The following is a 17076-nucleotide window of genomic DNA, read 5'->3' as shown; positions in this document are numbered from 1 at the left end:
CCTTTAGTTACTGCTGGTTTCGCGAGAGAAAGCCTGACGGTGCAGGATGGCCGTAAATTCTTCCATGAAGTTATCGTAGTTTTGCTCAAGCTTGTTCACACGCTGGTTGAGGCGGTTATACGCCATAACCGCAGGGATAGCAGCAAACAAACCGATCGCCGTCGCAATCAGTGCTTCTGCAATACCCGGTGCAACCATTTGCAGGGTAGCTTGTTTCACAGAACCTAAGCCGATAAAGGCGTGCATGATCCCCCAGACCGTACCAAACAGACCGATGTACGGGCTGATAGAACCGACAGTACCGAGGAACGGAATGTGCATTTCAAGGGATTCGAGTTCACGGTTAAAAGAGATACGCATCGCACGCGAAGAACCTTCAATCACAGATTCGGGTGCGTGGCTGTTGGCACGATGAAGACGTGCGAACTCTTTAAAACCGGAATGGAAGATTTGCTCTGCCCCGCTCAGGGTTTCGCGACGGCCCTGGCTTTCCTGATACAAACGGGAAAGCTCAATACCGGACCAGAACTTATCTTCAAACGCTTCTGCCTCACGGGTGGCGGCATTCAGCACTTTCGTACGTTGAATGATGATTGCCCAAGACGCGACAGAGAAGCACACTAGGATAAGCATAATCAGCTTAACCAGGATGCTGGCCTTTAAAAATAAATCAAGCATGTTCATGTCAGTCACTGCTTAAACTCCGCGACAATAGACTTAGGAAGCGCTCGTGGCTTCATTTGGTGTGGATCAATGCACGCAATTAACACTTCCGCAGAACTCAGAAGGTTTCCTTGCGAATCAAGAATTCGTTGTGCAAAAGTAAGAGAAGCTCCGCGAATGGACGTAATCTCACTCTGGACATCCAGCATGTCATCAAGACGAGCTGGTGCAAAGTATTCGACCGTCATGCGGCGGACAGCAAAAGCGACGTGTTCGCCCAGCAACTGTTGCTGGTGAAAATTGCGTTGGCGCAACATCTCTGTGCGAGCCCTTTCATAAAAGGCGACGTATCGAGCGTGGTAGACCACGCCTCCCGCGTCTGTGTCTTCATAGTAGACACGAACCGGCCATCGGAACAACGAATTACTCACTGTACATCCCGTAATGCAATTTGACGGCACTACTATACTCAAGAGGGCTGGGGTTGGGAATGGGTTGCATTGATGTATTGAAAATAATTATGGGCCAGAACGGCCCATAGGAATTTATGTGTAAATCTGTGTATTTATTCAGCTATAAAAGTATAGAAGTCCCGCAGCCAGAGCAATCATGGCAAGCAGCGGACAAAAGAATGCTTTCCAGATTGGCTTATGCGGACGAAATCCCAGACCGTGAATTATTCCTGCGCATACCGCCCAAATCAGAATGATCCCATGCCACACTTCCAGTTGACTGGTCGACGAGGCAAACATACCCGGTTTCCAAAAAACACAGCCGGCAAGAACCAGCGACATCACCAGTGAAAGGGCCCGTAAGGGGCCCTTATCGGTGAGGGCGTAAATCTTATCCGCGATCACACTCATTACTTCTCTTCTTTGGCAGCTTTATTGGCTTCGCTGTGCTCAAACGCCAGCGCGGTAATGATACCAAACGAGCAAGCCAGTAAGGTGCCGAGGATCCAGGCAAAATACCACATGGTGTTCTCCTTAATACAACGAATGCTTGTTGTTCTCGATGTAGTGTTTATCGAGGCGACCGAACATCTTGTAATACGCCCATGAGGTGTAAATCAGGATGAGTGGCACAAAGATACAGGCTACAACGGTCATCACTCTCAGCGTCAGCAGCGTGGATGTCGCATCCCACATGGTCAGGCTGGCATTCGGCTCAGTGACCGACGGCATCACGAACGGGAACATAGTAATACCGGCAGTCAGGATCACACAGGCGATAGTCAGGGAGTTACTGATAAACGCCAGTGCACCTTTGTTGATGCGTGAGAACAGAATAGTCAGCAGCGGCAGAATAACGCCCAGCGCAGGAATAGCCCACAGGCCTGGTGTCTTGTTGAAGTTAGCCAGCCAGGCACCCGCTTCGTGTGAGACCGTTTTGCGCAGCGGATTCGACGGGCCCGCGTGATCCATCACTGAAGTCACGGTGAAGCCATCAATCCCTTTGACTAACCAGATACCTGCCAGCAGGAAGCACACCATCATCACCAACGCGGAAATCTGGGATGCCGCACGGGTGCGCAGATGCAATTCACCCACGGTACGCATTTGCAGATAGGTTGCGCCCTGCGTGATAAGCATGGTCAGGCTGACCAGACCGGCGAGAATGCCGTACGGGTTCAGCAGCTGTAACAGGTTGCCGGTGTAGAAGAGACGCAGATCGTTATCAATGTGGAACGGAACGCCCAACAGCAGGTTACCGAATGCCACGCCGAACACTAATGCCGGCACGAAACTGCCGATGAAGATGCCCCAGTCCCACATGCCACGCCAGCGTGCGCTATCCACTTTTGAACGATAGTCAAAACCAAGCGGACGGAAGAATAAGGCGCACAGCACCAGCACCATCGCGGCGTAGAAACCGGAGAATGCCGCGGCGTAAACCATCGGCCAGGCTGCAAACAGCGCGCCGCCGGCGGTGATGAGCCAGACCTGGTTACCGTCCCAGTGCGGGGCGATGGCGTTGATCATTACACGGCGGTCAGTATCGGTTTTGCCGATAATCCGCACCAAGATGCCCACGCCCATATCGAATCCATCGGTGACTGCGAAGCCGATAAACAGCACGCCAATCAGCACCCACCAGATGAACCTTAGCGATTCATAATCAAACATATTTCGACTCCCTTTTACCGAGTTTGCTCAAGTGGCGCTGGAGTTTGTTCAAAGTGATAGCGACCTGTTTTCAGGCTGCTTGGGCCCAGGCGTGCATATTTGAACATCAGGAACATCTCAGCGATCAGGAACAGGGTGTACAGGCCGCAAATCAGAATCATAGACGTCAGTACATCACCTACCGTCAGTGAAGAGTGCGCAACCGCAGTCGGTAGCACTTCACCAATCGCCCAAGGCTGACGACCGTATTCCGCCACAAACCAGCCTGCTTCCACAGCAATCCACGGTAATGGCAGGCCGAGGAACACCGCGCGGTGCAGCCAGCGTTTCTGACCAATCTTGCCGCGAATAACTGCGAAGAAGGACAGACCGATCAGCACCAGCATCAGGATGCCGCAGGCAACCATGATACGGAATGCGAAGTACAGCGGCAGAACGCGTGGAATAGAATCTTTGGTGGCTTTTTGGATCTGTGCATCACTCGCATCAGCCGGGTTATCGGTATAGCGTTTAAGCAGCATACCGTAGCCCAGATCCTGCTTGGCGCTTTCGAAATCGCTGCGCACTTTCGGGTCAGTGTTACCTGAACGCAGTTCTTCCAGTAGGGTGTACGCTTTCATCCCGTTGCGAATACGCACTTCGTGTTGCGCCATCAGGTCTTTCAGACCGGTGACCGGCGTATCGACGGAACGCGTTGCGATGAGGCCCAGCAGGTATGGAATCTGAATAGAATATTCGTTTTCCATTTTGTCCTGATTCGGCATACCGAACAGCGTGAAGCTGGCCGGTGCAGGTTGGGTATCCCACTCAGCTTCAATGGCAGCCAGTTTGGTTTTTTGTACGTCACCCATTTCGTAACCGGATTCATCACCCAGTACGATCACGGAGAGCACAGCGGCCAGACCGAAGCTTGCAGCGATAGCGAATGAACGCTTCGCGAAACCGATGTCACGGCCTTTAAGCAGGTAGTAAGAGCTGATAGCCAGAATGAACATCGCGCCAGTCACATAACCGGACGCCACGGTGTGAACGAATTTAACCTGCGCAACCGGGTTCAGGACCAGCTCGGAGAAGCTGACCATTTCCATACGCATGGTTTCGTAGTTGAAGGTTGATGCAATCGGGTTCTGCATCCAGCCGTTCGCCACCAGGATCCACAATGCTGATAAGTTCGACCCGAGGGCAACAAACCAGGTCACCGTCATGTGCTGAACTTTAGACAGACGATCCCAACCGAAGAAGAACAGGCCGACTAATGTAGATTCAAGGAAGAACGCCATTAAACCTTCAATCGCCAGAGGCGCACCGAAGATATCACCGACGTAATGTGAGAAATATGACCAGTTGGTCCCGAACTGGAATTCCATGGTTAAACCGGTGGCGACGCCCAGTGCAAAGTTAATTGCAAAGAGTTTGCCCCAGAATTTGGTCATATCTTTATAGATTTGTTTGCCGGAAAGCACATAAACCGTTTCCATAATTGCCAGTAAAAACGCCATACCCAGCGTTAATGGGACAAATAGGAAATGGTACATGGCTGTTAAAGCAAACTGTAAACGCGACAGTTCAACGATATCAAACATCTTGACCCCTTGCTCCTCGGAGGAAGACCCCAACTTGCGATCTCTGACGAATCGGTCACCCGGAACGCCTCATGACTACCAGAATTCAAATCAAATGTGTGCAAAACAGAAATGTCTGCGATATGACGGAGTAAAGCCGGCTCGCAGGCACTCTGATACCCGATAAAAACCGGCCTTTAAGCCTCAAAAGGGCTTTGCGGACAGGAAAAATGTCGGGGAAAATAAACATACAAAAAACTGATGTTACAGGGCCAATATGTTACGCCACTAATTCCACACAATAAATAGGTTTTTTAGTGACCCAAAGCGGATTTACGCATACAGGTCAATTAGCGCTCAGATCTGCCTCTTCGGGTGAAATTGATCTGACGCAATTTAAGCCTATCTCATTGTTTATTTCTATATTGAACAACGCAAATTACAAAAAAATATTTCCGGATGTTACTGATGGGTTTCAATACACTTTAATGATGACTTTATTGTTAATTAATTGTGTTTGAATGGTTGGCAATAATACTCATTTGGCTACTTTAAAAGCTCTATTTATTAACTTTTCATTTCTAATGAACCCATCTTGCTTTGTTAATAATTATGACTTAAATCAGTTATTGTTAAACATTATAGCAGCAATAAAAAAGGTCACCCGAAGGTGACCAACATGTCGAATCTTTGTAGCTTTCAGCCTGCCAGAATTTTACTGGCGGGTGATGTCGTACTTACTGTGGCAGCAGAGATTTCACTGCTTCACCGATATCAGCCAGGCTGCGAACGGTTTTCACACCGGCCGCTTCCAGCGCAGCGAACTTATCATCTGCAGTACCTTTACCACCGGCAATGATGGCGCCAGCGTGCCCCATACGTTTGCCCTTCGGCGCAGTCACACCCGCGATATAACCCACCACCGGTTTGGTCACGTGTGCTTTGATATAAGCAGCCGCTTCTTCTTCCGCATTACCACCGATTTCACCGATCATCACGATCACTTCAGTCTGCGGATCTTCCTGGAACAGCTTCAGGATATCGATGAAGTTAGAACCCGGGATCGGGTCACCGCCGATGCCGACGCAGGTAGACTGGCCGTAACCGTAATCGGTAGTCTGTTTAACCGCTTCATAGGTCAATGTACCGGAGCGGGAAACGATGCCTACTTTGCCAGGCAGGTGAATATGGCCCGGCATGATGCCGATTTTGCATTCGCCAGGAGTAATCACGCCCGGACAGTTTGGCCCGATCATCACCGCATCGCTTTGATCCAGTTTCATCTTCACGACCAGCATATCCAGCGTCGGGATGCCTTCGGTGATACAGATGATCAGTTTAATACCCGCATCCAGCGCTTCCAGAATGGAGTCTTTGCAGAACGGTGCCGGAACATAAATCACAGACGCGGTAGCGCCGGTGGTTTCTACCGCTTCACGCACGGTGTTGAACACCGGCAGGCCCAGATGTTCAGTGCCGCCTTTGCCCGGCGTAACGCCGCCGACCATTTTTGTGCCATAAGCGATGGCTTGTTCGGAGTGGAAAGTCCCCTGGCTACCGGTGAAACCCTGGCAGATAACTTTGGTGTTCTTGTTGATTAAAATCGACATTATTTCCCCTCCACTGCCGCGACAACTTGTTGAGCCGCATTCGTCAGGCTGGTCGCTGCAATGATGTTCAAACCGCTGTCCGCCAGTTTTTTGGCGCCCAGCTCGGCATTGTTACCTTCAAGACGTACCACAACCGGCACGCTGACGCCCACTTCTTCCACCGCACCGATGATACCGTCGGCGATCAGGTCGCAACGAACGATACCGCCGAAGATGTTTACGAAGACGGCTTTCACTTTTTCATCAGACAGGATGATTTTGAAGGCTTCGGTCACGCGTTCTTTAGTTGCACCACCGCCAACATCGAGGAAGTTAGCCGGTTCGCCACCGTGCAGTTTCACGATGTCCATGGTACCCATCGCCAGACCGGCACCGTTCACCATGCAACCGATGTTGCCGTCGAGCGCCACGTAGTTCAATTCCCACTGCGCAGCCTGAGCTTCGCGGGCATCTTCCTGACTGTGGTCGCGCATTTCGCGCAGTTCTGGCTGACGGAACAAAGCGTTACCGTCTGCGCCCAGTTTGCCATCGAGGCAAATCAGGTCACCGGCAGTGGTCACCACCAGCGGGTTGATTTCGATCAGCGCCAGATCGCGCTCAAGGAAGATGTTCGCCAGACCCATGAAGATCTTGGTGAACTGCTGAACCTGCTTACCGGTCAGACCCAGTTTGAAAGCCAGTTCGCGGCCCTGATACGGCTGCGGACCTGCCAGCGGATCCAGTGCTACTTTGTGGATCAGGTGCGGGGTTTCTTCCGCCACTTTTTCAATTTCCACGCCGCCTTCAGTAGACGCCATGAACACCACACGACGGGAGCTGCGATCGACTACCGCGCCGAGGTACAGTTCTTTATCAATGTCAGTCGCCGCTTCAACCAGGATCTGGTTAACCGGCTGGCCCTGTGCGTCTGTCTGGTAAGTTACCAGACGTTTGCCCAGCCAGTGTTCAGCGAAAGCACGAATTTCTTCTTTGCTTTTTACCACTTTCACGCCGCCCGCTTTACCGCGACCACCGGCATGAACCTGACATTTCACCACCCACGGGCCGGCACCGATTTTCGATGCAGCCTCTTCCGCTTCACGCGGGGTGGAACAGGCGAAGCCTGATGGTGCTGGCAGGCCGTAGCGCAGGAAAAGCTGTTTCGCCTGATACTCATGTAAATTCATGATGTTCTATCCATTCTTATTCAGTAGGAGGGCTTTGTCAGTGGCACGGCGAACCGTGCCACTGTGGGTCGAGATCTCTTTTACTTACGGCAACCGGGGACTAAACGTCCAGCAGCAGACGAGCCGGATCTTCCAGCATCTCTTTAATGGTCACCAGGAAGCCAACCGATTCGCGGCCATCAACCAGACGGTGATCGTAGGACAGTGCCAGATACATCATTGGCAAAATCACGACCTGACCATTCACCGCCATAGGACGATCTTTAATGGCGTGCATGCCGAGGATCGCGCTCTGCGGTGGGTTGATGATTGGCGTTGACATCAGGGAGCCAAAGACACCGCCGTTGGTCACAGTAAAGTTACCGCCGGTCAGTTCTTCCACTTTCAATTTGCCGTCACGGCCTTTGATGGCCAGCTCTTTGATTTTTTTCTCGATATCCGCCATGCCCAGCGTATCCACATCACGCAGAACCGGGGTCACCAGGCCGCGTGGCGTTGAAACAGCAATGCTGACGTCGAAGTAATTGTGGTAAACCACATCTTCGCCATCGATAGAGGCGTTCACTTCCGGATAGCGTTTCAGCGCTTCGACCACGGCTTTCAGATAGAAAGACATGAAGCCCAGACGCACGCCGTGACGTTTTTCGAAACCATCACCGTACTGCTTACGCAGATCCATGATGGGTTTCATGTTGATTTCGTTAAAGGTGGTCAGCATCGCAGTGCTGTTCTTGGCTTCCAGCAGACGCTCGGCTACGCGTTTACGCAGACGGGTCATCGGTACGCGTTTTTCGCTGCGTGAACCCAGAGCCGGTGCCGGTGTCTCGCTGGCAGCAGGCGCTGAAGCGGGTGCTGTTGCAGGTTTGGCATCTTTGGCTTTTGCCAAATGTTGCTCAACGTCTTCACGGGTCAGACGACCACCCACACCGCTGCCTTTAATGGCGTTGGCATCGAGAGAATGTTCTGCAATCAGGCGGCGAATCGCCGGGCTGAGGGCGTCACTGCTCTCTTCTTCCAGCGCAGCTGTGTGACGTGCCGCAGGAGTCGCTTCTTTATCGGAGCTTTTCTCAGTGCTTGGCTTACCAGAGCTGTTACCCGGACGAATGCGCGCCAGAATCTGACGGGAAATTACCGTTGCGCCTTCGTTTTCGATGATGCTGTCCAGAATACCGGCTTCGCTTGCAGGCACTTCCAGAACCACTTTATCGGTTTCGATTTCTACCAGTACATCGTCACGTTCAACACTGTCGCCCGGCTTTTTGTGCCAGGTGGCAACCGTCGCATCCGCAACGGATTCAGGAAGGTCAGGGACCAGAATATCTACGCTACTCATTATCAATCCTTCTTATGTTCCATATAGTTAACTGACACCAACGCGGTTATTTCACGTTCAGCGCATCGTTAACCAGATCTTGCTGTTGCTTCTGGTGAACGGACATGTAGCCGACTGCCGGTGAGGCAGAGGCCGGGCGTCCTGCGTAACGTAAAGAAGCCCCGAAAGGAATCACTTCACGGAAATTGTGTTGGCTGCAGTACCATGCACCCTGATTCAGCGGCTCTTCCTGACACCAGACGAAATCATGAACGTGTGCGTATTGTTCCAGCACTTCCTGAATGGCTTTGTGCGGGAACGGATACAGCTGCTCGATACGGACGATCGCGACGTCGGTTTTTTCGTTCTTACGACGCTGTTCCAGCAGATCATAGTAGACCTTACCTGAACACATCACGACGCGCTTAACCTGTTTCGGATCCAGTTCGTCCACTTCACCAATCGCCGGCAGGAAGCTGCCGTTGGCCAGTTCGTCCAGCGTGGAAACCGCCAGCGGATGACGCAACAGAGACTTCGGTGACATCACGATAAGCGGACGACGCATACCGCGCAGCGCCTGACGACGGATCATGTGGTAAACCTGCGCCGGGGTAGACGGGATACACACCTGCATGTTTTGCTCAGCGCAAAGTTGCAGATAGCGTTCCAGACGCGCGGAGGAGTGCTCCGGCCCCTGCCCTTCGTAGCCGTGCGGCAACAGCATGACCAGGCCGCACATACGGCCCCATTTTTGCTCGCCGGAGCTGATGAACTGGTCGATAACTACCTGAGCACCGTTGGCGAAATCGCCAAACTGCGCTTCCCAAATGGTCAGCGTACGCGGTTCAGCCGTGGCATAACCGTATTCGAACGCCAGCACCGCTTCTTCGGATAGCACGGAGTCCCAGACGTTGAATTCGCCCTGGCTGTTATGAATATTCGACAACGGCACATACACGGAACCGTTTTTCTGATTGTGGATCACCGCGTGACGGTGGAAGAAGGTTCCGCGGCCGGTATCTTCACCGGACAGACGGATAGGAATACCTTCGTCGACCAGCGTGGCGTAAGCCAGATTTTCGGCACCGCCCCAGTCAAACTTCTTATTCCCTTCGGCCATCTCGTTACGGTCGCCATAAATCTTGGCCACGCGTGACTGCATTTCGATGGCATCCGGTACATGGCTGACGCGACGAGCCAGTTCCTGCAGACGTTTAAACTCCACCTTGTTCGGATAAGGTTCGTCCCATTCGTGGTTCAGATACGGTGACCAGGTGAACGTGTGCATGTCATTCTGACGCCACTCTTCCACCACACACTCACCGGCATCCAGCGCATCGCGGTAAAGGTTGACCATTTCGGTTGCATCTTCCAGGCTGGCAACGTTCTGCTCAGTCAGGATGTCTGCATAGATTTTGCGCGGCGTCGGGTGTTTCTTGATCTTGTTGTACATCAGTGGCTGCGTTGCGCTTGGCTCATCGGCTTCGTTATGGCCGTGGCGACGGTAGCAAACCAGATCAATCATGACATCGCGTTTAAAGGTATTGCGGAAATCCAGCGCCAGACGGGTAACGAAAGCCACAGCTTCCGGATCATCTGCATTCACATGGAAAATCGGCGCCTGCACCATTTTCGCGATATCTGTACAGTAATCGGTCGAACGCGCATCTTTCGGGTTCGAGGTGGTGAAGCCCACCTGATTATTGATGACGATACGCACGGTACCGCCCACTTCATAACCACGTGCCAGCGACATGTTCAGAGTTTCCTGAACCACGCCCTGACCGGTAATTGCCGCGTCACCGTGAATGGTGATAGGCAGAACCATGTTACTGCGCGCTTCGTCCAGACGATCACGACGCGCACGGACAGAACCGATGACGACCGGGCTGACGATTTCCAAATGCGACGGGTTAAACGCCAGCGCCAGGTGAACCATACCGCCTTCGGTTTCCACATCAGACGAGTAGCCCATGTGGTATTTCACGTCGCCGGTACCCAGGTGTTCTTTATGTTTGCCAGAGAATTCGTCAAACAGATCCTGAGGTTTTTTACCCAGCACGTTGATCAGCACGTTCAGACGACCACGGTGCGCCATACCCAGCACCACTTCACGCGTTCCATTTTTGCCCGCGTGACGGATCATGTCTTTCAACATCGGTACCAGCGCATCGCCACCTTCCAGCGAGAAGCGTTTGGCTCCCGGGAATTTCGCGCCCAGATAACGTTCCAGACCTTCTGCTGCGGTCAGCTCTTTCAGGAACGTTTTCTTTTCTGCATCAGTGAAGTTTGCCCGACCGACCACGGATTCGACACGCTGCTGGATCCAGCGTTTCTCTTCGGTGTTGGTGATGTGCATGTATTCCACACCGATGGAGCCGCAATAGGTTTGCTTCAGGGCTTTATACAGCTCGCCGAGCTGCATGGTTTCTTTGCCGATGGCAAAAGAACCGACGTTGAAGGTTTCCTGGAAATCAGCTTCGGTCAGATGATGGAACGCAGGGTCGAGATCGGGCACATCGTCCAGTTTCCACAGGCCGAGGGGATCAAGGTTCGCGTTCTGATGGCCACGGAAGCGGAAGGCGTTGATTAACTGCAACACCTTAACTTGCTTGGCATCCGTTTCTGGATCGCTGATGGAGGAGTTATAACGTGACGCGTCTTTCGCCAGACGGCGGAAGTAGTCCCGTGTTTGAGAATGGAGTTGCTCTGGTTTCACACCCACTGTTGGTAGCTGTTTAAAAATCGAACGCCAGCTATCGTCAACGGAACCAGGATCGGTTAAGTAGTCTTCATAGAGTTGTTCTATGTAAGACTGGTTCGCACCCGCCAGATAGGAGGAATCCAGCCAGGCCTTCATTGCGCCGTTCTGCATCGTGATCCCTTAAGCTTTGAAGCTTTAGTTTTCGCCGTGGTTAATAATAATGACCGTGATACACCGCGGTAAAACGGTTTTCCTTACTAAAACAGTTCGTTGGTTGAGCGTTTGGCTCTTCAAGGAACCTTCAAAAATCCGCCATGCGCGTGACTGACTTTTGAAGTTGCCCTGCTTATCTTTCTCCCCTTCTTTACAAAACAGCTGAAAATAGATGTCCCTGATTTTTACCCCACTATCTTACTCCAGTCAGGCGCAACTTTGTTGCACTTGTTGCTACTTTGTTATTAAAAAATTACTTATTTGCTATCAGCGCCTCAGTTAGCACATTTGTAACTATTGTAAGTAGCGCTTATGGGTAAATAACAGCGGGAACCTGAGTTCCCGCTGTGGCATGGCTTATCTTGTCAGGCGCCGCGTTGTAGGAGCATCGATTTGATATGGCCGATTGCTTTGGTCGGGTTTAGCCCTTTCGGACATACACTCACACAGTTCATGATGCTGTGGCAGCGGAATACGCTGAAAGCATCATTGAGATCGTCGAGACGCGGTTGTGTTTCGGTATCGCGGCTGTCGATCAGGAAACGGTAAGCGGCAAGAAGACCTGCCGGACCGACAAACTTGTCCGGGTTCCACCAGAAGGATGGGCACGACGTCGAGCAACAGGCGCAGAGAATACATTCGTACAATCCGTCCAGTTTTTCGCGTTCTTCCGGCATCTGTAAATGTTCACGCGCCGGAGGATTTTTCCCATCATTCAACAAGTAAGGCTTAATCTTCTCATACTGCTTATAGAATTGCCCCATGTCCACTACAAGGTCGCGCACAACCGGTAACCCAGGTAACGGACGGATAACAATCTTCTTGCTGCCATGGCGTAAGGTCGAGACTGGCGTGATACATGCCAGACCGTTTTTACCATTCATGTTCAGACCGTCGGAACCACAAACGCCTTCACGGCAAGAGCGGCGGAAGGCCAGCGTCGGATCCTGCTCTTTCAGCAAAATCAGCGCATCGAGCAACATCATGTCGCGCCCTTCCTGGGCTTCCAGCACATAATCTTTCATGTACGGGACGTCATCGACGTCCGGGTTATAGCGATAAATCGAAAATTCGAGTTTCATATTCTGTCTCCGCTACGCCCTAGTAAGTACGCGCTTTCGGCGGGAACGCCGCGCGAAGCTTAGGCTGCATGTTCACCTCACGGCGGGTCATGCTTTCGGTTTCCGGCTGATACAGCGTGTGGCACAACCAGTTCGCATCATCCCGATCCGGGAAGTCGAAGCGGCTGTGTGCGCCACGGCTTTCGGTACGGTAGTTGGCGGAGACGGCCGTCGAGAACGCGGTTTCCATCAGGTTATCCAGCTCCAGACATTCCACGCGCTGAGTGTTGAACTCCGTCGAGGTATCGTCCAGACGGGCAGATTTCAGGCGCTCGCGGATCACTTTCAGCTGTTCCAGACCTTCTGCCATCGCATCGCCTTCGCGGAATACCGAGAAGTTGTTCTGCATACAGGCTTGTAAGTCTTTGCGGATAGCCACCGGATCTTCACCGGAACGGGTATTGTTCCAGCGGTTCAGACGCTCAAGGGAAACATCAATATCGTCCTGAGAGGCTTCACGGCTGTCGCCCTGCTCATTGATAGATTCCTGCAAGTGCATACCGGCAGCGCGACCAAATACCACCAGATCCAGCAGCGAGTTGCCACCGAGGCGATTCGCACCGTGAACGGAGACACAGGCAATTTCGCCGACCGCAAACAGCCCAGGGATCACTACGTCTTCGCCCTTCTCGTTCACACGCAGCGCCTGACCGGTCACTTTGGTCGGAATACCGCCCATCATGTAGTGGCAGGTTGGCAGAACAGGGATCGGCTCTTTGATTGGATCCACGTGAGCGAAGGTGCGGGAGAGTTCGAGAATGCCCGGCAGGCGGGATTCCAGCACTTCACGACCCAGATGATCGAGTTTCAGTTTAACGTGCGGGCCCCACGGACCTTCGCAACCACGGCCTTCACGGATTTCGATCATGATGGAACGCGCCACCACGTCACGACCCGCCAGGTCTTTGGCATTTGGCGCATAACGTTCCATGAAACGTTCGCCATCTTTATTGAGCAGATAACCGCCTTCACCACGGCAGCCTTCTGTTACCAGAACGCCCGCGCCCGCGATACCGGTCGGGTGGAATTGCCACATTTCCATGTCCTGCACCGGCACGCCAGCGCGCAACGCCATGCCAACACCGTCGCCGGTATTGATGTGCGCGTTAGTGGTGGACTGGTAAATACGGCCTGCCCCGCCGGTCGCCAGCACGGTCGCTTTGGCTTTGAAGTAGACCACTTCACCGGTTTCGATACAGATAGCTGTACAGCCGACGATCGCGCCATCCTGATTCTTCACTAAATCCAGTGAATACCATTCGGAGAAAATCGTGGTGCCGTTTTTCAGGTTTTGCTGATACAGCGTGTGCAGCAATGCGTGACCGGTACGGTCAGCAGCAGCGGCGGTACGTGCCGCCTGCTCGCCGCCGAAGTTCTTCGACTGGCCACCAAACGGACGCTGATAAATACGGCCGTCTTCAAGACGGGAGAAAGGCAGACCCATGTGTTCGAGTTCCAGAATCGCTTCCGGCCCGGTTTTACACATATATTCAATCGCGTCCTGATCGCCGATGTAGTCGGAACCTTTTACGGTGTCGTACATATGCCATTCCCAGTCATCCTCATGGGTGTTGCCCAGCGCGACGGTAATACCGCCCTGCGCTGACACCGTATGGGATCGGGTCGGGAAGACTTTGGAAATCAGGGCACAGGTCTGGCCCGTTTGCGAAATCTGTAATGCTGCACGCATACCGGCGCCACCTGCACCGATCACCACAGCATCAAACTCTCTGACTGGCAGATTCATTTACTACGCTCCCCAAACAACAATTGTTCCGTAAAGTAGGTAAACCACTAACGTGACGACGATGGCCAGTTGCAGCACCAGTCGAACAGCTACCGGTTTGACATAGTCCGTTAACACCTGCCACATGCCGATCCACGCATGAATCAAAATCGACAGCAGCGCCAGCAGTGTGAATACTTTGGTGATGGAGGAAGCGAAGAAGCCATGCCAGACATCAAAAGTCAGTTCCTGAGCCAGAACCACGAAGCCCAGAATATAAAGGATGTACAGGGTGAGAATAATTGCGGAAGCACGAAGTAACAGCCAGTCGTGCACACCATTGCGCCCTAATGCAGAAACATTGCTTACCATACGAGGACTCCAGCCAGAATTGACAGCACGACGGTCAGACCGATTGCCACCTGGGCAGAACGGGTACCGGCAGCCAAACTCTCTTCGATATAGCCAAAATCCATCAGCAAGTGGCGGATGCCACCGCAGACGTGATAGGCCAGCGCAGTAAGTATTCCCCAGAAGATGAATTTGACGAAGAAGCTATTCATGATGGCAGCCGCATGCGCAAACCCTTCCGGAGAAGAGAGAGACAGGCCTAGCAGCCAGAGGAGGATACCGACGGCGACGAAGGTTATTACGCCAGAGACTCGGTGTAAGATGGACGCTATCGCAGTAACGGGAAACCGGATCGTTTGCAGATCCAGATTGACAGGTCTTTGTTTTTTCACGGTTTTGCCCACACAGCTCTTATTATTTTACTTCCTCCGGTCTGGAGCAGTGTCAGACAGCATTAAGACTGTAAGCCTTCATCCCTCGCGCTCAAACAACGACATCCAATGTGCTTAAACGGCGCGTGATGCATTTTCTCAGTGTTTACGTTTGGGAAACGCGAAATGCTCAGAAAATAACGCTGGGTGCTCCTACTTCAGGGTTTGCCCGGAGACCTCGTCGAAGTATAGGTTGATCACATTCTTATTACAATTGCCCTACAAATGCTTTATTCACATTTCTGCGAAACAGTGAGTTATCTCCCAAATTCGACAAATCACACAAAATAAATTATCGAGTTTGACATTTGATCAACATTTCCATTACATATGATGCATCCCTATAGGACTGTGACACTGAGCACATACCGGCTTTACCCGAACGCATCAACAAGGGAAAGTATTCAGAGAATCAGTGGATCACACAATCGTAAGACGGGGTCTTCCCTGTCAGGCCAAGTTATGCAAAAGTGGTGATTGTGTAAATCCTCATATTCCTCACAGGTACTGAGCGACAGAACAGTAATGATTTACCGAATCTTTAACAACGATGAAACGCCGCTTGTTTGTCACAGAGCAGTCTGAGACTGCAATTCGACTCAGCTCTACGTTCCCTTCCGATACGATCGCAGAGTTAAGGCTGATAATAATAATGACCTTACAAGGCGTCGCTTCCAGGCATTTCTGTTGTTATCGATTTTTAAAAATAAGGCGCTAAGGAGACTGTAAATGGCTGATAACAAAGCGACACTTACCCTACAAGGTCACGACCCGATTGAACTGGATGTGCTATCCGGCACGCTGGGCCAGGATGAAATTGATATCCGCACCCTCGGTTCAAAAGGCCTTTTTACCTATGATCCCGGTTTCACGTCTACTGCATCCTGCGAATCCAAAATCACCTACATTGATGGTGAAGAAGGCATTCTGTTGCACCGCGGCTTCCCGATTGATCAGTTGGCGAAGGAGTCTAACTTCCTGGAAGTGAGCTACCTGCTGCTGAACGGTGAAACCCCGACACCGAAGCAATTCGAAGAATTCAAAACCAATGTGACCCGTCACACCATGGTGCACGAGCAGATTACCCGTCTGTTCCACGGTTTCCGCCGTGACTCTCACCCGATGGCCGTGCTGTGCGGCGTGACCGGCGCGCTGGCCGCGTTCTATCACGACTCGATTGACGTCGAAAACGAGCGTCACCGTGAAATCGCCGCCTACCGTTTGCTGTCCAAAATGCCGACCGTTGCCGCGATGTGCTACAAATATTCCATCGGCCAGCCGTTTGTGTATCCGCGCAACGACCTGTCTTATGCCGGTAACTTCCTGCACATGATGTTCTCCACGCCGTGTGAAGAATACAAAGTGAACCCGATTCTGGAACGTGCGATGGACCGAATTTTGATCCTGCACGCCGACCACGAACAAAACGCCTCAACGTCAACAGTGCGTACCGCTGGCTCAAGTGGCGCTAACCCGTTCGCCTGTATCGCCGCAGGTATCGCTTCTCTGTGGGGACCGGCTCACGGCGGTGCCAACGAAGCCGCGCTGAAAATGCTGGAAGAAATCAGCAGCGTGGATCACATCCCTGAGTTCGTTAAACGCGCAAAAGATAAAAATGATTCGTTCCGCCTGATGGGCTTTGGTCACCGTGTTTATAAAAACTACGACCCTCGCGCCACCGTAATGCGTGAAACCTGTCATGAAGTGCTCAAAGAGCTGGATCTGAAAGATAACCTGCTGGAAGTGGCGATGGAGCTTGAACACATCGCGCTGAACGACCCGTACTTCATCGAGAAGAAACTGTATCCGAACGTCGATTTCTACTCCGGCATCATCCTGAAAGCGATGGGCATTCCATCTTCCATGTTTACCGTTATCTTCGCGATGGCGCGTACCGTGGGCTGGATTGCACACTGGAGCGAAATGCATCAGGACGGCATTAAAATCGCCCGCCCTCGTCAGCTGTACACCGGCTACGACAAACGTGATTTCCATTCTCAGCTGAAAAAATAAACGCTGATTTTTAATTAGAATCAGCACTGACAAAAATGGCACCTTCGCGGGTGCCATTTTTATTGGATAACGTCAGCC

At 52.1% G+C, this 17076-nt stretch carries 15 protein-coding genes; 1 reads left to right on the top strand and 14 read right to left on the bottom strand.

The window, feature by feature from the left end:
* Positions 1–3: 3 nt before the first annotated feature.
* The 14 genes from tolQ to sdhC all read right to left on the bottom strand — a co-directional run bounded on the left by tolQ (position 4) and on the right by sdhC (position 14958).
* The gene (gene tolQ / locus ACMHLI_RS03610) at positions 4–693 is read right to left on the bottom strand and encodes a Tol-Pal system protein TolQ (protein ID WP_056771666.1); all 690 of its coding nucleotides are present in this window, start codon (positions 691–693) and stop codon (positions 4–6) included.
* Positions 690–1094 carry a tol-pal system-associated acyl-CoA thioesterase gene (gene ybgC / locus ACMHLI_RS03605; protein ID WP_112168972.1) on the bottom strand — a complete coding sequence of 135 codons (405 nt, stop codon included), beginning with the start codon at positions 1092–1094 and terminating at the stop codon, positions 690–692. Before ybgC ends, tolQ begins: the two co-directional genes overlap by 4 nt.
* Before the next feature lie 138 nt (positions 1095–1232).
* On the bottom strand, positions 1233–1526 hold the full coding sequence (gene ybgE, locus ACMHLI_RS03600) for a cyd operon protein YbgE (protein ID WP_413528265.1): 294 nt from the start codon (positions 1524–1526) through the stop codon (positions 1233–1235).
* Complete coding sequence (cydX, locus tag ACMHLI_RS03595) at positions 1526–1639, bottom strand: cytochrome bd-I oxidase subunit CydX (RefSeq protein WP_013576433.1); 114 nt, start codon at positions 1637–1639, stop codon at positions 1526–1528. The genes ybgE and cydX overlap by 1 nt, the downstream gene beginning before the upstream one ends.
* Before the next feature lie 10 nt (positions 1640–1649).
* Complete coding sequence (cydB, locus tag ACMHLI_RS03590) at positions 1650–2789, bottom strand: cytochrome d ubiquinol oxidase subunit II (RefSeq protein WP_413528264.1); 1140 nt, start codon at positions 2787–2789, stop codon at positions 1650–1652.
* Between the two features lie 14 nt (positions 2790–2803).
* Complete coding sequence (gene cydA / locus ACMHLI_RS03585) at positions 2804–4372, bottom strand: cytochrome ubiquinol oxidase subunit I (protein WP_112168975.1); 1569 nt, start codon at positions 4370–4372, stop codon at positions 2804–2806.
* 716 nt (positions 4373–5088) lie between these two features.
* On the bottom strand, positions 5089–5961 hold the full coding sequence (sucD, locus tag ACMHLI_RS03580) for a succinate--CoA ligase subunit alpha (RefSeq protein ID WP_056771654.1): 873 nt from the start codon (positions 5959–5961) through the stop codon (positions 5089–5091).
* Positions 5961–7127, bottom strand: coding sequence for an ADP-forming succinate--CoA ligase subunit beta (gene sucC / locus ACMHLI_RS03575; protein ID WP_056771651.1), 1167 nt, complete (start codon positions 7125–7127; stop codon positions 5961–5963). Before sucC ends, sucD begins: the two co-directional genes overlap by 1 nt.
* 100 nt (positions 7128–7227) lie before the next feature.
* Positions 7228–8460 (bottom strand): 2-oxoglutarate dehydrogenase complex dihydrolipoyllysine-residue succinyltransferase, encoded by a 1233-nt coding sequence (odhB, locus tag ACMHLI_RS03570; protein WP_413528263.1) that lies wholly within the window; start codon positions 8458–8460, stop codon positions 7228–7230.
* A 46-nt stretch (positions 8461–8506) separates the two neighbouring features.
* Positions 8507–11314: a 2-oxoglutarate dehydrogenase E1 component gene (gene sucA, locus ACMHLI_RS03565; protein WP_413528262.1), complete on the bottom strand. Its 2808-nt coding sequence runs from the start codon at positions 11312–11314 to the stop codon at positions 8507–8509.
* Positions 11315–11721: 407 nt separating this feature from the next.
* Positions 11722–12438, bottom strand: a complete 717-nt coding sequence (locus ACMHLI_RS03560) for a succinate dehydrogenase iron-sulfur subunit (protein WP_112168978.1) — start codon at positions 12436–12438, stop codon at positions 11722–11724.
* 19 nt (positions 12439–12457) lie between these two features.
* On the bottom strand, positions 12458–14224 hold the full coding sequence (gene sdhA / locus ACMHLI_RS03555; RefSeq protein WP_213051120.1) for a succinate dehydrogenase flavoprotein subunit: 1767 nt from the start codon (positions 14222–14224) through the stop codon (positions 12458–12460).
* Between the two features lie 3 nt (positions 14225–14227).
* Positions 14228–14575 carry a succinate dehydrogenase membrane anchor subunit gene (sdhD, locus tag ACMHLI_RS03550; protein ID WP_112168980.1) on the bottom strand — a complete coding sequence of 116 codons (348 nt, stop codon included), beginning with the start codon at positions 14573–14575 and terminating at the stop codon, positions 14228–14230.
* Positions 14569–14958 (bottom strand): succinate dehydrogenase cytochrome b556 subunit, encoded by a 390-nt coding sequence (sdhC, locus tag ACMHLI_RS03545; protein ID WP_015698116.1) that lies wholly within the window; start codon positions 14956–14958, stop codon positions 14569–14571. Before sdhC ends, sdhD begins: the two co-directional genes overlap by 7 nt.
* Positions 14959–15714: 756 nt before the next feature.
* Between sdhC and ACMHLI_RS03540 the strand changes: the two genes are divergently transcribed.
* Entirely contained in the window at positions 15715–16998 is a 1284-nt protein-coding gene (locus ACMHLI_RS03540; protein WP_413528261.1) for a citrate synthase, read from the top strand.
* The last annotated feature ends 78 nt before the right edge of the window (positions 16999–17076 follow it).

Source organism: Rahnella inusitata (assembly GCF_965118895.1).
Classification (GTDB): Bacteria; Pseudomonadota; Gammaproteobacteria; order Enterobacterales; family Enterobacteriaceae; genus Rahnella; species Rahnella inusitata_A.
The sequence above is the reverse complement of the archived record's forward strand: the minus strand, read 5'-3'. Positions and strand labels throughout refer to the sequence as shown.